This is a genomic window from Streptomyces sp. NPDC093065 (assembly GCF_044754585.1).
Classification (GTDB): Bacteria; Actinomycetota; Actinomycetes; order Streptomycetales; family Streptomycetaceae; genus Streptomyces.
The window spans coordinates 291,622-308,643 of the sequence record NZ_JBIVPJ010000006.1 but is presented as its reverse complement, the minus strand read 5'-3'; the positions used below and the strand labels follow the sequence as shown (position 1 = coordinate 308,643).

Below are 17,022 nucleotides of genomic sequence, written 5' to 3'. Positions count from 1 at the left end.
CGGACTCCCTCAGCCCGAGACGTCGCCGAAGTAGGACTTCACCCTCTTGCGTGCCTCGTGCAGCCGCGACTTCACCGTGCCCAGCGGCACGCCCACCCGCTCGGCGACCTCCGCGTACTCCAGCTGGCACAGGTCGCGGTACACCAAGGGCGCCACCAGCTGAGGGTGTTCCCGCTCCAGCCGGTCCAGCGCGTCCAGGAGCAGCAGCCGGGAGCCGGCGATGACGCTGGTGGTGCGTGGGTCGACCTGCTGCGAGTCGTCGATCACCGCGGGCTGCTCGGCGGACCGCCGCTTCAGCTCGCGGTACTTCTGCCGGGAGCAGTTGGCGACGACCGTGTACAGCCAGGTGCTGAACCGGCTTCTGCCCTCGAAGGTCCCGATCTTCCGTGCCACCTGAAGGAGCGCGTCCTGGGCCGCCTCCTCGGCGTCCTCCCTGCACGGCAGGAAGCGCCCGCAGCGCCGGACCACCTCCGGGCGGATGCCCACCAGCAGTTCGTCCAGGGAAGCGGCGTCACCGGCCGCGGCGCGCCTGGCCAGCTCCTCCGTGCGGGGCGCGTCGTGCACAGTGCTCCTCTCCCTCGGGCTCGGGCCGATACGGGGCAATGCATGATAGGCACATGCTTTCCTCCGACCGGATCGGGCGCTATCGGCTGGACCGACGCCTGGGCACGGGAGCCTTCGGCACCGTGTGGCTGGCCCACGACGACCAGCTGCAGGCACCGGTGGCCGTCAAGGTCCTCGCCGAGAACTGGTCGGAGCGGCTCGACGTCCGGGAGCGCTTCCTCTCCGAGGCCCGGATGCTCCGCAAAGTGCGTTCCGCCCACGTGGTGCAGGTGTACGACATCGGGGAGCTCCCCGACGGCCGTCCCTACTTCGTCATGGAATACGGCGACGACGGGACCCTCGACGACCTCGCCGACGGTTCCCTGGGCCTGCCGGAGGTGCTGCGCCTGACCGCGCTGGCCGCACGCGGGGCCGCGGCACTGCACCAGGCGGGCGTCGTGCACCGGGACATCAAGCCGTCCAACATCCTCCTTGCCACGGCACCGGACGGCTCACGGCGGGTACTGCTCGCCGACCTCGGACTGGCCAAGAGCCTCGCCCACGCCTCCGGGCTCACGCTCGCCGCCGGAAGCGCCGGATACCAGCCGCCCGAACAGGCACAGCCCGGCTCCGGCGTCGACGAGCGTGCCGACGTGTACGCCCTCGGCGCCGTCGCCTACCGGCTGCTCACCGGCACGGTTCCCGCGACGCCCGGCCAGGTCGTTCCCGTCGACCGGCTCCGGCCCGGCCTTCCGCCGCGGGTGAGCCACGCGGTGACCCGGGCCCTGGAACCGGAACGAGAGCACCGCTGGCCCACCGCGGAGCGGCTCGCCGAGGAACTGGAGTCGACCGGTGAGCGGCCGGGCCCCGGTGCCTCCCGGCGCCCGCGTGTGCGGGCCGGACGGCGGACACTCCTCCTGGCCGTCGGCGCCGTCGTCCTGGCCGGTGCGGTGGCCGTGACGACGCTGCTCCTCGACCGCGGCAGCGGCTCCGACTCCGGTGTGTCGGTGAGCGACGACACGGGCCGGCTCACCGTCCGCGTCCCCGTCGCCTGGGCCGGCCAGAAGCAGACCGGCGGATGGAACCCCTCCGAGCTGGGGCTTCGCCCGGGACACGAACCCGGCCTGACCGTCGCCGACGACCTGAGCGCGTGGGCGGACCCGGACACCGGGGCGAGTGGGGTGTTCGTCGGACTCGGCGGGCAGGAGGACGTCACCGCGAAGGTGAACGGCATCGCCCACGACGGATGCCGCTACACGGGCGCCCACGCCTTCGACGGCGCCCGCTCCACGGGCCGGGTGCGCACCTGGGCCGACTGCTTCCACGAGGGCGAGACGCTGGTCGAGGCGGCACTCGGTCCGGCCGACGGCGGGGACCGGCCCGAGGCATACGTCCAGATACGGTTGCGGGGCACGTACACCGACGTCACACGGGTGCTGGACTCCGTACGCGTCGGCACGTGAGCACGCCGGCAGCCGGCACCGGCGGGAGGAGTGAGGAAATCAGTTCGGGGTGATCACGAACTTTTCCGCGGGTAGGCGCATCGCACCACCTGACGGCGCACGAGCCGCCACAAGCCCGCACCGAGGGGTGCGGCAAGCGATCAGGGGAGACGGACATGACGCAGACATCGCGGACCCTTCGTACGGCCGTTGCGCTGGCGGGCGCGAGTGCCGCGCTGGTCCTCGGCGGGTGCGGTTCCGCGGACGGCGGCGGCGCGGACACGCCGGAGGCGGTTTCCGGTACCGCCGGCCCCGTGGTCACCGGCACCGACGGCGAGGACTCCGGCGACAGCGCGTCCCCGAACGGCGACGCCGGCCGGGAGACCCACGCATCCGAGCCCGCCACGGCCGACGGGTCCGGCTCCGCTTCCCACCCCGACTCCGACTCCACGAAGTCCACCGGCGGGAAGGCGACCGAGCGCTGCCACACCTCGGAACTGCGCGCCTCCGTGGGACCCAACCACCCCGGGGCCGGGCAGGAGAACTTCGCCGTGGTGTTCACCAACTCCTCTCAGCACACCTGCACGCTGCGCGGCTATCCCGGGGCCGCGTTCGCCGGCTCGGACGGCAAGCAGGTGGGCAGCGACCCGGAACGCACCTCCGGCAGCCCGAGCACCATCACCCTGGAACCCGGTGCGAGCGCCTGGGCCGGGCTGTCCTTCTCCAACCCCGAGATCAGCGGGGCCAAGACGGCCGAGCCCGCTTCCCTCCTGGTCACCCCGCCCAACGAGCGCGACTCACTGACCCTGCGCTGGACGGGGGGCGAGGTGCCGGTGTCCGGCAACGCCTCCAAGGCGTCCGTGTCGGTGCTCGCGCGCGGAACGGGGGCCTGACGCGGTCCCGGTGACGCCGGAGGCCGGGGACACCCGGAGCACCATGAACCCGCGGGAGACGAGCGCCGACGGGGCGACGGGTACCGGCCGATCCCACGCGCCTCGGCCCGCTACGGGCCACCGGTCCGGTGCCTCGGGCGCGGATCCGGGTGGTTGAAACCGGGCGATGCGGGCCCCGAAGTGCTCAGGCAGGGACAGTCTTGGCGAGGTGGACCACACCGGCGTCCGCTTCCACGCGAAGCGGAGCGTACCCCTGACTCTCGTAGAGGGCGAGGTTCCGGCTGCTGGCGGCGCCGGTGGACAGGACGATGCGCCGGCAGCCCTCACCGGCTGACTCGGCCATGCGGAGCAGCCATCGGCCCAGACCCCGTCCGCGCAGGTCGGGGACGACGGCGAGCCGCCCCACGTGCAGGTCGGCGCCGCTGCGACGCGTTCGTACCATTCCGAGAAGCCGACCGTCCTGCCACAGGCCCGTCGCATGCCAGCCGGCCAGCCATGCGCGCACCTGGTGGGGCGACTCGTGCAGGGCCGGCAGCGCGAGGGTGCTGTTGGCGACCGCCTCCTCGGCCCAGCAGCAGCGCTGCAGCACCGTTACCTCCGGCGCGTCGTCCGGGGCGAGGCGCCGTGCGTACGAGCCCGCGACGGGTCCTGCCACCGCGCTCACGCGCTCGCGCTCGCGAAGCGGGGCCAGGGCGTGAGCGACCCGCACCAGTTCCGCGAGCAGCCCCTCGGCGGCGTCACCGAGGGGCGCTCCGGGCTGGAAGCGGTCCTCTCGCATCGCGTCCGCGATCCGGATCGCGACGGTGGAGCCCAGGGGGACGAGGCGAAGGGTGGTCATCACCTGCTTGGCGTGCTGCACCGCTCGGGTGCCCGCCGAGGTGTTGCCGTAGCTGACGAACCCGACCGGCTTCCAGGCCCACTCGGGGCCAAGGTAATCCAGCGCGTTCTTCAGGGTCGCGGGCATCCCGTAGTTGTACTCCGGCGTCACGACGACGAAGCCGTCGGCCTCATCGACGATCGCGCTCCACCGGCGCGTGTGTTCGCGGTGGTAGACGCCGGTCGAGGGGTGCTCCTCCTCGTCCAGGAAGGGCAGCCGCAGATCGCCGAGGGCCAGCGGCGTCAGGGTCGCGTCCAGCGTGAGGGCGCTCGGTGCGAGCGTCTCGGTCAGCCACGTGCCGACTGCCGGGCCGAGCGCGCCGGGACGAGTACTGCAGACCAGTACGAGAACGCGCGTTCTTTTCGTTGACATGGAAACGAAGCTAGCTGGTAAGTTGATTACATGTCAACGAAAAGGTCGGATGCCGCTACCCGCTGGCTCGGTCCAGAAGAGGAGCACGCCTGGAGGACATACCGCCGTATGGTGACCGTCGTGCAGGCCCGCACCACACAGGACCTGGCCGAACTCGGGTTGTCCGAGCCCGACTACGAGGTGCTCAGCACCCTGTCCGAGCGCACCGACGGCACCGGTACCCTCCGTGAGCAGGCCGCCAAGATGGAGTGGTCCCGAAGCCGTTTGTCCCGCCACGCCACCCGCATGGAGGCACGTGGACTCATCCGCCGCGCACCGGACCCGGCTGACGGCAGAGGTTGCCTCCTGGTTCTCACCGAGATGGGACTGGACACTCTCCGGCGAGCCGCTCCCACTCATGTCGCGTCAGTACGGCGCCACTTCGTCGACCAGCTCGACCCCCAAGAGCTCACGGTTCTCCGCCGCATCGCCGCCAAACTCGCCGGCGAGCCGGAGGATCTCCCGTAGGGGGCGGCCCCGGGCAGCGGGGCGGCCCCGATCGTCGGCCGCAAAAGCGTGTAGTGACTGCGATCGAGCGGGCAGGCCGGCCGGTCCGCACACGCGACCGGTCCTCCTTCTTCGTCCGCGGCGTACCGCGGACGCCGCACCAGGAGGGCAAGACCCGACGCGAGATCATCCGATGCCCCGGGCGACATGCCGCCCGCGAGGTCTTCGACCTGGTCAGGATGGCATCCACCGATCCCGCGTTACAGGGGCGTCCGTGAGACGTGAGAGGGTCTGGGGCGTGAGTGAGACAGCACCGAACACCCTGCAATACCGCTTCGACGGGCCGGAAGAGGCCCCGGTCCTGATCCTCGGTCCCTCACTGGGCACCACATGGCACATGTGGGACCGGCAGGTGCCCGAACTGACCCAGCACTGGCGGGTCTTCCGTTTCGACCTGCCCGGACACGGAGGCGCACCGGCCCACCCGGCGGGGTCCGTCGCCGAACTCACCACGCGTCTGCTGGCCACCCTCGACGGACTCGGCGTACAGCGCTTCGGCTACGCGGGCTGCGCGTTCGGCGGTGCCGTCGGGATCGAGCTGGCCCTGCGCCACCCCGAGCGCCTCGCCTCCCTCGCGCTGATCGCCGCCTCGCCCCGCTTCGGTACGGCCGACGAGTTCCGCCAGCGCGGTGTGATCGTGCGCACCAACGGGCTCGACCCCATCGCCCGCAGCTCCCCGGAGCGCTGGTTCACCGGTGGATACGCCGCCGCGCAGCCCGCGATCACCGAGTGGGCGGTGCAGATGGTGCGGACCACCGACCCGGGCTGCTACATCTCCGCCTGCGAGGCCCTCGCAGCCTTCGACGTGCGCGGCGAACTCGGCCGGGTCGGCGTCCCGACCCTGGTCCTCGTCGGCTCCGACGACCAGGTCACCGGCCCCGCGGAGGCCCGCACCCTGGTCGCCGGTATCCCCGACGCCCGCCTCGCCGTCGTCCCGGGCGCCTCACACCTGGTCCCGGTCGAGCAGCCCGCGGCCGTCACCGACCTGCTGGTGCGGCACTTCACCACCGCCTGGCAGGCCGTCCACGACGCCGCCTCCACCGGACAGATCCCCGTCCCGGCCCCGGTCCACCCCGCCGCGCACCCCGTTCCGGCCGCCCCGGTACCCGGACCCGCCGGGCCCCTTCAGCCGGTGCCGGCTCCGCCGCCGCAGGCCGCGCCCATCGCCGAGATCGCCCCGGCCCCCGCCGTGCCGCCGCAGGCGCAGGGGAGGCCGGACCCGTACGACGCGGGTCTCAAGGTGCGCCGCGAGGTCCTCGGCGACGGGCACGTCGACCAGGTGCTCGCGGAGGCGGACGAGTTCTCGGGGGACTTCCAGGACCTCCTGACCCGGTACGCGTGGGGAGAGGTCTGGGACCGGCCGGGCCTGGACCGGCGCTCGCGCAGCTGCGTCACCCTGACCGCCCTCGTCGCCGGCGGCCACCTGGACGAGCTGGCGCCCCACCTCAGGGCCGCCCTGCGCAACGGCCTCACCCCGGGCGAGATCAAGGAAGTACTGCTCCAGGCGGCCGTCTACTGCGGCGTACCGGCCGCGAACGGCGCGTTCCGGGTGGCCCAGCAGGTGATCCGCGAGGAGACGACACCGCCCGAGTGAGTCCCTCGGGCGGGGAGCGGGCGCGCGGCGGCAGGATGGAGTCATGAAGCTCACCAAGAAGTCGCACGCCTGCGTCCGCCTGGAGAAGGACGGGCAGACACTCGTCCTGGACCCCGGCGGGTTCACCGAGGAGGACGCCGCCCTCGGCGCGGACGCGATCCTCGTCACCCACGAGCACCCGGACCACTTCGACGAGCTGCGGCTGCGGGCCGCGATGGAGGACAATCCGGCCGCCGCGATCTGGACGCTCGAGTCGGTCGCGGAGAAGATCTCGGCGGCGTTCCCGGGCCGCGTCCACACCGTCGGCCACGGCGACACCTTCACCGCCGCCGGCTTCGACGTGCAGGTCCACGGCGAGTTGCACGCGGTGATCCACCCGGACATCCCGCGCGTCACCAACGTCGGCTTCCTCGTGGACGGCGGCAAGGTCTTCCACCCCGGCGACGCCCTCACCGTCCCCGACCACCCCGTCGAGACGTTGATGCTGCCGGTCATGGCCCCCTGGAACAAGATCGCCGAAGTGATCGAGTACGTCCGCGAGGTCAAGCCGCAGCGCGCCTACGACGTCCACGACGCGCTCCTGACCGACCTCGCCCGCCCGATCTACGACCGCCAGATCGGCGAGCTGGGCGGCACCGAGCACCTGCGGCTGACGCCCGGCGACTCGGCGCGGCTCTGAGGCCCCTCCCGGGCCGGGACCGCGTTGTCGGTGCCGCCGGGTAGGTTGTGGGACATGCGCATCGCGACCTGGAACGTGAACTCGATCACCGCCCGCCTGCCGAGGCTGCTGGCCTGGCTGGAGAGCAGCGGCACCGACGTGCTGTGCCTCCAGGAGGCCAAGGTCGCCGAGGCGCAGTTCCCCTTCGACGAGCTGCGCGAGGCGGGCTACGAGGCGGCGGTCCACGCCACCGGCCGGTGGAACGGGGTGGCGGTGCTCTCCCGCGTGGGCCTCGACGACGTGGTCAAGGGCCTGCCCGGCGACCCGGGCTACGAGGGCGTCCAGGAGCCGCGCGCCATCTCCGCCACCTGCGGTCCGGCCCGCGTCTGGTCGGTGTACGTGCCCAACGGCCGCGAGGTGGAGCACCCGCACTACGCCTACAAGCTCCAGTGGTTCGAGGCCCTGCGCGCCGCCGTCGGGAGCGACGCCTCCGGCGACCGCCCCTTCGCCGTGATGGGTGACTACAACGTCGCGCCGACGGACGACGACGTCTACGACCGCGCCGCCTTCGAAGGCGCCACCCACGTCACACCCGCTGAGCGCGCCGCCCTCGCCTCGCTGCGCGGCGCCGGTCTGTCCGACGTGGTTCCGCGCCCGCTGAAGTACGACCACCCCTACACGTACTGGGACTACCGCCAGCTCTGCTTCCCGAAGAACCGCGGCATGCGCATCGACCTGGTGTACGGCAACGAACCCTTCGCCAAGGCGGTCACCGACTCCTACGTCGACCGCGAGGAGCGCAAGGGCAAGGGGGCCTCGGACCACGCGCCGGTCGTGGTGGACCTCGACCTGTAGCCCCGCACGCCGGGTGCGCACGGCCCGCGTGCCCTGTGGTGCACATGGCGGTACGAATGACAGTCTGGAGGTATGAACTTCCCCTTCCTGGGCAAGCGGCGCGAAGAATCCCGGGTGCACGACGCGGAGGGCATCGGTGAACTGCTCGCCGACTGCGACCTGCTGCGCTCGCAGGCGCTGCGGGAGGGGGTCCGGCTGGACGACTCCGCGCTCTCCCTGGAACAGCTGGACCAGGTGCTGCCGCGCTGGCGCAGCGACGAGGAGATCCTGACCTGGCTCGGCAACGACGCCGGTCTGTACCTGGGCACCGTGATCGTGCGCACCGTGCCCGGCGCCGTCTGGACCATCCGGTCCGACGGGCAGCCGGTCGTCCGGCTCGCCTCCGGCCGGGAGTTCGACGTGGTGGCCAACGGGCACGCCTGGGCGGAGGACGGCGTTCCCGAACTCTCGCAGCTGTACGGCGAAGTCGCCGAGACGTGAGCCGAAGCCGGAATCGCACTCCCACGCCAGGGGGCCGTCCGACGTAACCTGCCTTAAATAGGGGTAATGACCGAAAGGTGCGTGTCGGCGGCATTTACGATGTTTGTGTCGATACGTTGCAGTGGTCGGAGCGGACACGAACGCACGGGGGGCCTACGCAGAGTGCAGCCGGAGATCACTGCTCGCGGGCGAGGAGAAGGTCAGCTGCACACCGGCGAGCGACGTCGTCGAGGCACCGCTCGACGACGTGCCGCCCGCCGGTCCGCTCAGTGGGAGGTGCCGGACGGCGCCGAGGGCAGGTACCCGGGCGCCCGCCACGCGCCCAGCCGGTGCTCCACCGCCGCACCCAGGGACAGCAGTTCGGCGTCCTGCCGGTCCCCGGCCATGAGGAGCAGCCCGACCGGCAGTTCGCCGACGAACCCGGCGGGGACGGACAGCGAGGGGTACCCGGCCACGGCGGCGGGGGTGGAGGAGGGGATCACGTCGTTGTCGCCCCGCGCACAGTCGGTGGTCCACGCGGGCGGGTTCGCCGGGGAGGCGATGGCGTCCAGGCCGTGCGCGGCCATCACCTCGTCGATGGACCGCCGGGACAGACCGGTCAGCTCCGCGCGCGTCGCCAGGTACTCCGGATCGGTGGTGGGCGGTGCGGCCAGTGCCTGCTCGAACAGTTCCTGACCGGCGAAGCAGGTCTGCTCCCGCGGGTGCGTGCGGTTGAACTCGATCAGCTCGGCCAGGTCCCGCGGCCCGCCACGGGTGGCGAGGTAGGCGTCGATGTCCCGGTGGAACTCGCTCAGCAGTGCCGGGAACTCGAGTTCGGCCAGTCGCTCCTGATACGGCATGTCCACCTCGACGACCTCGGCCCCCGCCGCGCTCAACTGCTCGGCCGTGCGGGTCATGAGGGCGTCCACCTCGGCGCCGAGCGACGGCAGCCGCCACAGGCCGATCCGCTTGCCGCGCAGCGTGCCGGGCCGGCCGGCCGCGTCGGTGAGGCTCGGCGCGCCGTCGCCGCGCACGGTGTCACGGCCGCTGAGCACGGAGAGGGTGAGCGCGGTGTCGATCACGTTGCGCGCCATCGGGCCCGCCGTGTCCTGCTCGGCGGAGATCGGCACAACGCCCGACTGGCTGACCACTCCGAGGCTGGGTTTGAGACCGACCACGCCGTTCATCCCGGCGGGGCAGACGATGGAGCCGTCCGTCTCGGTCCCGATCGCCACCTGGGCCAGCGACGCGGCGAGCGCCGCGGCCGAACCGGAGGAAGACCCACAGGGGTTGCGGTCCAGGACGTACGGGTTGTTCGTCTGGCCGCCCACCGCCGACCACCCCGACGTCGGCTTCGCCGCGCGGAAGTTGGCCCATTCGGACAGGTTGGCCTTGCCGAGGATCACCGCACCGGCCGCCCGCAGCCTCTTCACCAGGTCGGCGTCGGTGGCCGGTGGCTTCCCGGCCAGGGCCAGGGACCCGGCGGTCGTCGGCATGTCGCGGGTGTTCACGTTGTCCTTGAGCAGAACGGGGATGCCGTCCAGTGGGCCGCGGGACTTGCCGAGGCGATGCCTGAGGTCACTGGCGGCCGCCTGGCGCAGGGCCGTCGGGCTGGTGCGCAGCACCGCGTTGATCCTCGGGTCGACGGCCTTGATCCGCCGCAGATAGGCGAGGGTCAGCCGGAGCGAGGACAGGGAGCCGCGGTTCATGCGTGCCTGCAGTTCGGGGATGGTCACCGTGTCGAGGTTCACTCCGCGGACGAGCGTGGACCCGGCGGATCGCGCCGAGTCGCCGGGCCCGGATTCGGCGGCTCGAACCCGTTGACCGGGCGCCGCCGCCACGAGGGGGACCACGACCAGGATTGCGGTCAGGGCCGCCATGCTTCTCTTCTTCATGGCGGACAGCCCACTACACGGGGCCGTGCGGCACAAGGGGCCGCCGGAGGCCCGAAGTCGCCCTAAATGCCCGCTGGTTGACCGTGCCGGTCCTCTTGACGGCCCCCGCTCCTCCACTAAGGTCTAGACCTGCACGCGCAGGTCTAGACCTGCGGTGCGAGGTTGCCTCATCGGCAACGTCGTACGCACGCCGGGGCAGGCTGGTTCGACGGTACCGAAGGGAAACGTGATGTCATGCGCATGAAAAGGCGGAGGGAAAGAAGGGTGGCCGCGGCCGTCGGAGTGCTGGTCGCTCCGGTGGTGGCCGTGAGCCTGCCGGCGCCCACGGCGAGCGCCCACGGCTGGGTGGTCTCGCCGGGCAGCCGGCAGGACCAGTGCGCCGCCCGTGTGGTGGACTGCGGTCCGATCAAGTGGGAGCCGGCGAGCGTCGAGGGTCCGAAGGGGCTGCGCAACTGCAGCGGCGGGGACTCCCGGTGGGCCGACCTGGACGACGACGGCAAGGGCTGGCGGGTCACGCCGATCGGCTCCACGCACACCTTCACCTGGAGCATCGAGGCACGGCACGCCACCAGCAACTGGCAGTACTTCATCGGCGACCGGAAGATCGCCCAGTTCGACGGGCACGGCGCCCTGCCACCCGCGTCGGTCAGTCACCAGTTGGACTTCGGCGGGTTCACCGGCCGGCAGAAGGTGCTCGCCGTCTGGAACATCGCGGACACCGCGAACGCCTTCTACTCGTGCATCGACGTCAACATCGGCGGTGGAAGCGACGGAGGTGGAGACGACGGCGGTGGAAACGACGGCGGCGGAGACGAGCCGGGCGACTGCGTCGCGTCGGCCTGGAACGCCGGGAGCGTCTACAACGGCGGAGAGACCGTGGCTCACGGCGGCCACACCTGGCGTGCCAAGTGGTGGGTGACGGGTGAGGAGCCCGGCACCACCGGCGAGTGGGGCGTCTGGGAAGACCTCGGCGCCTGCTGAACCGGATTGCTGAAGCACCTGCCGAGGCGCCTGCCGAACCGTCGCGCACCGCCCGGTCGCAGCCGGCCGTCTAACGCCTACGGCCGGCCCCAGGCGAGTCCCTCCAGCTCCTCGATGCCGTGGTTGAACTCGACCATCAGCGTGAGGAACTGCCGGGTGCGTTCGTCGTCCCACCCCGCCGCCTCGATCAGCCGCGCTGCGCCGGCCCGGCTGATGGCCCGGTCGGCCTCCAGCTCCAGCCGGGTGAGCAGCACATAGGCCGACCGGTCGAGGCTCTGACCGATGCGTGGACCGCGGGACGCGATGAAGTGCCTCGACAGCAGGGTAAATTCGCGTTCCAGGTCGTTCGGGCGCCGGTCCCGCCCGCTCGGCTCGGTCATGCGCGCCGTGCTCCCTTCCGCCGCGGTCGCGATATGCGTGTTACATGCACGCTGCAGTCCGCCGCCTGAGACGCCTGAGCAGAGCGGCACAGATGGGCGGCGTAGAAGGGCGGCGGCGCCGTTCAGGCCCGGTGGGAGCTACGGGAGGAGGCCGGTGCAGGGGTCGGCAGGAAACTGGTCGCGGCCCGCGTGACGTCGCCGACCAGTTCGACGACGTCCGGGCCGTACGCCTGCGAGTTGACGACCTTGAGCAGCAGCACGAAGGAGTTGTTGCCGTGCTTGCGGGCCAGCTTCTCGTGGTGCCGGGCGAGGTAGCGGGTGGCTGCCTGGTTGGTGATCGCGCGCTGGCCGCAGAACAGGAACGCGGGCCGGGCCTCGCGCCGGTCACCGGCGGTGAGGCGGGCCAGGAGTACGTACTCGGTGACGCCCGCCTCCAGGCGGTAGCGCTCGCCGCCGATCTGGAAGGCGCCCCGGTCCGGGCCGGGTTCCGGGTCGACGTTCATCCGCACCCCCGGCAGCATCGCCGCCATGTGGGCGACCATGCGCCGGTTCGAGCCGGGACCGCCCACACAGAACTCCGTACGCTCGCCGAAGCCCTGGCCGACCATGTCCTGGGTGACCACCTGGACGTGCGCGCCGCAGTCCTTGACCAGCGCGGCGAGCTCCAGCAGGGCGAAGACGTCGAAGCGGTGGACCGCCGGTTCGGAGGCGGCGGGGTCCCGGTTGACGACGAGCAGCGACTCGGAACTGTCCGGCAGCCCGAAGAACGCCTGCTTCCGCCTCAGTTTCCGCTTCCACAGGTAGGTGCGGGCGAGCCAGCCCAGCGTGGCGCTGATGCCCGCGGCGACCAGACCCAGGACGATGTTGCGTACGTCGTCAGTCATGGGCGCGCATGCTAGCGGGCGTCCGCGTACCTGTGTTCGACGGGCCGTGGTGTACGGGCTCCGCGGGGGTGCGTCACGCGCTTCCCGTGTGCTCCTGACGCGGCCATGACGATCAACTAAGCTGCCCGAACGGCCTTTCCCTGGAGGTGCGGATGCGTCGCCCTGTCGCACGGAATCTGACGGTCCTGGCGGTCTCGGCCGCCGTGGTGGTCTCGGTGGGAGCGGCGGCGCCGCCCACGCGGCAGAGCGGGCCCGCCGACCGGGGCGGGCCCACCGCCCCCAAGACCCCGGTCGCCGTGGGGTACGGCGGCGCCGTCTCCAGCGTCGACCAGGACGCCTCCGCCGCCGGCGTCGAGGTGCTCCGCAAGGGCGGCAACGCCGTCGACGCCGCCGTGGCCACCGCCGCGGCCCTCGGCGTCACCGAGCCCTACTCCGCAGGCGTCGGGGGCGGCGGCTACTTCGTCTACTACGACGCCGGGTCCCGCACCGTGCGCACCGTCGACGGCCGCGAGACCGCGCCGCTCACCGCCGACGAGAAGCTCTTCACGGAGAACGGCGACCCGCTCGCCTTCGCCGACGCCGTCACCAGCGGCCTGGCCGTCGGCACGCCGGGCACCCCGGCCACCTGGCAGACCGCCCTCGACCGGTGGGGCAGCCGCAAGCTCTCCTCCGTACTGAAGCCCGCCGAGCGCCTCGCCCGGAACGGCTTCACCGTCGACGAGACCTTCCGCTCCCAGACCGCCGCCAACGAACAGCGGTTCCGCTACTTCCCGGACACCGCCGAGCTGTTCCTGCCGGGCGGCGAACTCCCGGCCGTGGGCTCGACGTTCAAGAACCCGGACCTGGCGCGCACCTACCGGGAGCTGGCGCGCAAGGGCGTCGGCGCGATCTACCACGGCGAACTCGGCGAGGACATCGTCGACACCGTCAACAAGCCGCCCGTCGACCCGGACTCCGGCTGGAACGCCCGCCCCGGCGACCTGTCCGCCAAGGATCTCGCCGCCTACCGGGCCAAGATCCAGGCGCCGACCAAGACCTCGTACCGCGGCCTGAACGTCTACTCCATCGCACCGTCCTCATCCGGCGGCACCACGGTCGGCGAGGCCCTCAACATCCTGGAGCGCACCGACCTGTCCGCGGCGGACAAGGCCGGCTACCTGCACCGCTACATCGAGGCCAGCCGCATCGCGTTCGCCGACCGCGGGCGCTGGGTCGGCGACCCCGCCTTCGAGGACGTACCGGCGAAGGAACTGCTGTCGCAGCGGTACGCCGACTCGCGCGCCTGCCTGATCAAGGACGACGCGGTGCTCACCAGCCCGCTCGCCCCCGGTGACCCGAGGCACCCGGCCCGCTGCGGGGGCGGCGGCACGGGCGCGCCGACGACGTACGAGGGCGAGAACACCACGCACCTCACGGTGGCCGACAAGTGGGGCAACGTCGTCGCCTACACGCTCACCATCGAGCAGACCGGCGGCAGCGGCATCACCGTGCCGGGACGCGGCTTCCTGCTCAACAACGAGCTGACCGACTTCTCCTTCGCCCCGGCCGACCCGGCCGTCCACGATCCGAACCTGCCCGGCCCCGGCAAGCGCCCCCGCTCCTCGATCGCGCCGACGATCGTCCTGGACCGCCACCACCGGCCGGTCGTCGCCCTCGGCTCGCCCGGCGGCGCCACCATCATCACCACCGTGCTCCAGACCCTCACCGGCTTCGTCGACCGCGGTCTCCCGCTCGTCGACGCGATCGCCGCACCACGCGCCAGCCAGCGCAACGCCGCCCAGACGGAACTCGAACCCGGCCTCTACGACAGCGGGGTGCGGGCGGAGCTGGAGGCCGTCGGGCACTCCTTCAAGCTCAACCCGGAGATCGGCGCCACGACCGGCGTACAGCGCCTGCCGGACGGGAAGTGGCTGGCCGCCGCCGAGAAGGAACGCCGCGGCGGCGGCTCCGCCATGGTCGTCCGGCCGGTGCGGGAGCGGTAGTCACAGCTCGGGGACGGGCCGCTCGGGCGTGCGGAACGCCAGCCGCCCGTCCTCGACGTCCACCGTGACCCGGCCGCCCTCCGCCACCCGCCCGTCGAGCAGCAGCCGGGACAGCTGGTTGTCGACCTCGCGCTGGATGGTGCGGCGCAACGGACGGGCGCCGTACTCGGGCTGGTAGCCGCGTTCGGCGAGCCAGTCCACGGCGGCGTCGGTGAACTCGACGGTGATGCCCTGCGCGTGCACCATGCGCCGGGTCTGTTCGAGCAGCAGGCTGGTGATCTGCCGCAGCTGCTCGCCGCTGAGCTGGCGGAAGACGACGATCTCGTCGACGCGGTTGAGGAACTCCGGCCGGAAGTGCTCGCGCAGCGGGCGCAGCACCTGCTCGCGCCGGGCCTCCTCGTCCGCCTCCGCGCCGCCCGAGCCGAAGCCGATGCCGGCGCCGCGCCGGGTGATCACGTCGGAGCCCAGGTTGCTGGTCATCACGACGACCGCGTTGGAGAAGTCCACCGTGCGGCCCTGCGAGTCGGTCAGCCGTCCGTCGTCCAGGACCTGGAGGAGGATGTTGAAGACGTCCGGGTGCGCCTTCTCCACCTCGTCGAGCAGCAGCAGCGAGTACGGGTGGCGGCGCACCACCTCGGTGAGCTGACCGGCCTCCTCGTGCCCGACGTAGCCGGGCGGGGCGCCGACCAGGCGGCTGACCGTGTGGCGCTCCTGGTACTCGCTCATGTCGAGACGCACCATCCGGTCCTCGCTGCCGAACAGCGCCTCGGCCAGCGCCCGGGCCAGCTCCGTCTTGCCGACACCGGTCGGGCCGAGGAAGAGGAAGCTGCCGATGGGCCGGTCGGGGCTGGACAGCCCGGCGCGCGAGCGCAGCACGGCGTCGGAGACGACCCGTACCGCCTCGTCCTGGCCGACCACCCGCTCGTGCAGGTGGGACTCCAGTCCCAGCAGGCGGTCCTTCTCCTCCTGGGTGAGGCTGCTGACCGGGATGCCGGTCTGCCGGGAGACCACCTCGGCGATGGACTCGGTGTCCACGACCAGGTCGAGCCCTTCGTCGGCCTGGCCGTCGCCCGTGGCCTCGGCGATCCGCTGCTTCAGCTCCACGACCCGGTCGCGCAGCTGTGTCGCCTGCTCGTACTGCTCGTCCGCGACCGCCTGGTCCTTGTCCCGGACCAGCTGGTCCACCTCGCGCTCCAGGGCCCGTACGTCGGTGCCCTTGGTGCGCGACTGGAGCCGCACCCGGGCGCCCGCCTGGTCGATCAGGTCGATGGCCTTGTCGGGCAGCCGCCGGTCGGTGAGGTAGCGGTCGGACATCTCCACGGCCGCGACCAGCGCCTCGTCGGTGTAGCGGACCTGGTGGTGGGCCTCGTAGCGGTCGCGCAGGCCGCGCAGGATCTCGATGGCGTCGGCGACCGTGGGCTCCGGCACCAGGATCGGCTGGAAACGGCGGGCGAGAGCCGCGTCCTTCTCGATCCTGCGGTACTCCTCCAGCGTGGTGGCGCCCACGATGTGCAGTTCGCCGCGGGCCAGGGCCGGCTTCAGGATGTTCCCGGCGTCCATCGACCCGCCCTCGCCGCCACCGCCGGCGCCGACGACCGTGTGCAGCTCGTCGATGAAGATGATCAGCTGGTCGGAGTGGGCGCGGATCTCGCCCACGATGTTGTTCATCCGCTCCTCGAAGTCGCCCCGGTAGCGGGTTCCGGCGACCACGCCGGTCAGGTCGAGGGCGACCACCCGCCGTCCGGCCAGTACGTCGGGCACGTCGCCGTCGGTGATGCGCTGGGCAAGACCCTCCACGACTGCGGTCTTGCCGACTCCGGCGTCACCGATCAGCACGGGGTTGTTCTTGCCGCGCCGGGAGAGCACCTCGACGGTCTGCTCGATCTCTCCCTCGCGCCCGATCACCGGGTCGATCCGCCCCTGCTGGGCCAGGTCGGTGAGGTCGCGGCCGTACTTGTCGAGGGTAGGCGTGTTGGTGGCCCGGGAGCTCTCGGTGCGGACCTTGGCGCCCTCCGGCGATTCCGTCGGCACGTTGGAGGGCGCGAACCGGGCCGCGTTCAGGATGTGCCCGGCGGCTGAATCCGGATTGGCGGCCAGGGCGCTGAGCACGTGCTCCGGGCCGATGTACCCGGTGCCGGTGGAGCGGGCCAGCTCGTGCGCGTCCAGCAGGGCGCGCTTGACGGCCGGGGTGAGCGAGAGCGACGTGGGCGGCGGGACCTCGCCCGGCGGGTGCTGCACCGGGCCGGTCCGCTCGTCGATCTGGGACGCCAGCGAGTCGGGGTCGGCACCGGCCCGGCTGAGCAGCCCCCGGGTCGGCTCGGTGGAGAGCGCGGCCCGCAGCAGGTGCTCGGTGTCCAGGTCCCGGCTGCCGTGCTCGGCGGCGTACTGGGCGGCGCCGCGCACCAGCTCACGGGCGGGCTGGCTGAGCAGTCGGCCGATGTCGATCTGCCTCGGCCTGGGCCCGCCGAAGAAGCGTGCCAGGAACTCCGCGAACGGGTCGCCCTCCGGGCCCATGTAGCCGCTGGTCATCGTGTACGGACCTCCGCTGCATCGCTGATCGACGTGCCGGGGCCGGGTAACCCGGACGGGGCGCGGTCATGCCCAACATGACACGTTCTGTTCCGGCGGGCATGCCGGGAAGCCGGGCGGGCGGAGCGCCCC

The 17,022-nt window shown here is 72.2% G+C and carries 15 protein-coding genes; 9 read left to right on the top strand and 6 right to left on the bottom strand.

The features are described from left to right. Positions 1-9: 9 nt before the first annotated feature. Positions 10-564: an RNA polymerase sigma factor gene (locus tag ACIQFU_RS13850; RefSeq protein WP_402551301.1), complete on the bottom strand. Its 555-nt coding sequence runs from the start codon at positions 562-564 to the stop codon at positions 10-12. A 53-nt stretch (positions 565-617) separates the two neighbouring features. Between ACIQFU_RS13850 and ACIQFU_RS13845 the strand changes: the two genes are divergently transcribed. Beyond that, positions 618-2,006, top strand: coding sequence for a serine/threonine-protein kinase (locus ACIQFU_RS13845; RefSeq protein WP_402551300.1), 1,389 nt, complete (start codon positions 618-620; stop codon positions 2,004-2,006). 155 nt (positions 2,007-2,161) lie between these two features. Beyond that, a complete protein-coding gene (locus tag ACIQFU_RS13840; protein ID WP_402551298.1) occupies positions 2,162-2,878 on the top strand; it encodes a DUF4232 domain-containing protein in 717 nt (238 codons plus the stop codon). A 184-nt stretch (positions 2,879-3,062) separates the two neighbouring features. Here ACIQFU_RS13840 and ACIQFU_RS13835 read toward each other — a convergent pair whose 3' ends face one another. After that, the gene (locus tag ACIQFU_RS13835) at positions 3,063-4,127 is read right to left on the bottom strand and encodes a GNAT family N-acetyltransferase (RefSeq protein ID WP_402551297.1); all 1,065 of its coding nucleotides are present in this window, start codon (positions 4,125-4,127) and stop codon (positions 3,063-3,065) included. Positions 4,128-4,157: 30 nt separating this feature from the next. On the opposite strand from ACIQFU_RS13835, the gene ACIQFU_RS13830 reads away from it, so the two are divergent. From ACIQFU_RS13830 to ACIQFU_RS13810, 5 genes are all read left to right on the top strand, one after another. Then, on the top strand, positions 4,158-4,634 hold the full coding sequence (locus ACIQFU_RS13830) for a MarR family winged helix-turn-helix transcriptional regulator (protein ID WP_402551296.1): 477 nt from the start codon (positions 4,158-4,160) through the stop codon (positions 4,632-4,634). Positions 4,635-4,911: 277 nt separating this feature from the next. Further along, positions 4,912-6,267 carry an alpha/beta fold hydrolase gene (locus tag ACIQFU_RS13825; protein ID WP_402551294.1) on the top strand — a complete coding sequence of 452 codons (1,356 nt, stop codon included), beginning with the start codon at positions 4,912-4,914 and terminating at the stop codon, positions 6,265-6,267. A 43-nt stretch (positions 6,268-6,310) separates the two neighbouring features. Further along, entirely contained in the window at positions 6,311-6,946 is a 636-nt protein-coding gene (locus tag ACIQFU_RS13820; RefSeq protein WP_402551292.1) for an MBL fold metallo-hydrolase, read from the top strand. 54 nt (positions 6,947-7,000) lie between these two features. Continuing rightward, complete coding sequence (locus tag ACIQFU_RS13815) at positions 7,001-7,780, top strand: exodeoxyribonuclease III (protein ID WP_402551290.1); 780 nt, start codon at positions 7,001-7,003, stop codon at positions 7,778-7,780. Positions 7,781-7,852: 72 nt separating this feature from the next. Continuing rightward, positions 7,853-8,260, top strand: coding sequence for a DUF6278 family protein (locus ACIQFU_RS13810; RefSeq protein ID WP_402551289.1), 408 nt, complete (start codon positions 7,853-7,855; stop codon positions 8,258-8,260). Positions 8,261-8,526: 266 nt separating this feature from the next. Here the strand turns inward: ACIQFU_RS13810 and ACIQFU_RS13805 are convergent, their stop codons facing one another. Then, positions 8,527-10,134 carry an amidase family protein gene (locus tag ACIQFU_RS13805; protein ID WP_402551287.1) on the bottom strand — a complete coding sequence of 536 codons (1,608 nt, stop codon included), beginning with the start codon at positions 10,132-10,134 and terminating at the stop codon, positions 8,527-8,529. Positions 10,135-10,374: 240 nt separating this feature from the next. Here ACIQFU_RS13805 and ACIQFU_RS13800 point away from each other — a divergent pair, with 240 nt between their 5' ends. Further along, positions 10,375-11,115, top strand: a complete 741-nt coding sequence (locus tag ACIQFU_RS13800; protein ID WP_402551397.1) for a lytic polysaccharide monooxygenase — start codon at positions 10,375-10,377, stop codon at positions 11,113-11,115. A gap of 77 nt (positions 11,116-11,192) precedes the next feature. Here ACIQFU_RS13800 and ACIQFU_RS13795 read toward each other — a convergent pair whose 3' ends face one another. Next, positions 11,193-11,495 (bottom strand): hypothetical protein, encoded by a 303-nt coding sequence (locus ACIQFU_RS13795; protein ID WP_402551285.1) that lies wholly within the window; start codon positions 11,493-11,495, stop codon positions 11,193-11,195. 122 nt (positions 11,496-11,617) lie between these two features. After that, entirely contained in the window at positions 11,618-12,379 is a 762-nt protein-coding gene (locus ACIQFU_RS13790; protein WP_402551283.1) for a hypothetical protein, read from the bottom strand. A gap of 152 nt (positions 12,380-12,531) precedes the next feature. Here ACIQFU_RS13790 and ggt point away from each other — a divergent pair, with 152 nt between their 5' ends. Then, positions 12,532-14,361, top strand: coding sequence for a gamma-glutamyltransferase (gene ggt, locus ACIQFU_RS13785; protein WP_402551281.1), 1,830 nt, complete (start codon positions 12,532-12,534; stop codon positions 14,359-14,361). On the opposite strand, the gene ACIQFU_RS13780 is transcribed toward ggt, so the two are convergent. Further along, on the bottom strand, positions 14,362-16,890 hold the full coding sequence (locus ACIQFU_RS13780; protein ID WP_402551279.1) for an ATP-dependent Clp protease ATP-binding subunit: 2,529 nt from the start codon (positions 16,888-16,890) through the stop codon (positions 14,362-14,364). Positions 16,891-17,022 lie beyond the last annotated feature (132 nt).

What these genes read in the sequence shown, in the direction of transcription:
- ACIQFU_RS13835 (WP_402551297.1), bottom strand. Translation starts at nt 4,127, where the DNA reads ATGTCAACGAAAAGAACGCGCGTTCTCGTACTGGTCTGCAGTACTCGT.
- ACIQFU_RS13800 (WP_402551397.1), top strand. Translation starts at nt 10,375, where the DNA reads ATGAAAAGGCGGAGGGAAAGAAGGGTGGCCGCGGCCGTCGGAGTGCTG.
- ACIQFU_RS13845 (WP_402551300.1), top strand. Translation starts at nt 618, where the DNA reads ATGCTTTCCTCCGACCGGATCGGGCGCTATCGGCTGGACCGACGCCTG.
- ACIQFU_RS13790 (WP_402551283.1), bottom strand. Translation starts at nt 12,379, where the DNA reads ATGACTGACGACGTACGCAACATCGTCCTGGGTCTGGTCGCCGCGGGC.
- ACIQFU_RS13805 (WP_402551287.1), bottom strand. Translation starts at nt 10,134, where the DNA reads ATGAAGAAGAGAAGCATGGCGGCCCTGACCGCAATCCTGGTCGTGGTC.
- ACIQFU_RS13810 (WP_402551289.1), top strand. Translation starts at nt 7,853, where the DNA reads ATGAACTTCCCCTTCCTGGGCAAGCGGCGCGAAGAATCCCGGGTGCAC.
- ggt (WP_402551281.1), top strand. Translation starts at nt 12,532, where the DNA reads ATGCGTCGCCCTGTCGCACGGAATCTGACGGTCCTGGCGGTCTCGGCC.
- ACIQFU_RS13795 (WP_402551285.1), bottom strand. Translation starts at nt 11,495, where the DNA reads ATGACCGAGCCGAGCGGGCGGGACCGGCGCCCGAACGACCTGGAACGC.
- ACIQFU_RS13780 (WP_402551279.1), bottom strand. Translation starts at nt 16,890, where the DNA reads ATGACCAGCGGCTACATGGGCCCGGAGGGCGACCCGTTCGCGGAGTTC.
- ACIQFU_RS13840 (WP_402551298.1), top strand. Translation starts at nt 2,162, where the DNA reads ATGACGCAGACATCGCGGACCCTTCGTACGGCCGTTGCGCTGGCGGGC.
- ACIQFU_RS13830 (WP_402551296.1), top strand. Translation starts at nt 4,158, where the DNA reads ATGTCAACGAAAAGGTCGGATGCCGCTACCCGCTGGCTCGGTCCAGAA.
- ACIQFU_RS13820 (WP_402551292.1), top strand. Translation starts at nt 6,311, where the DNA reads ATGAAGCTCACCAAGAAGTCGCACGCCTGCGTCCGCCTGGAGAAGGAC.
- ACIQFU_RS13815 (WP_402551290.1), top strand. Translation starts at nt 7,001, where the DNA reads ATGCGCATCGCGACCTGGAACGTGAACTCGATCACCGCCCGCCTGCCG.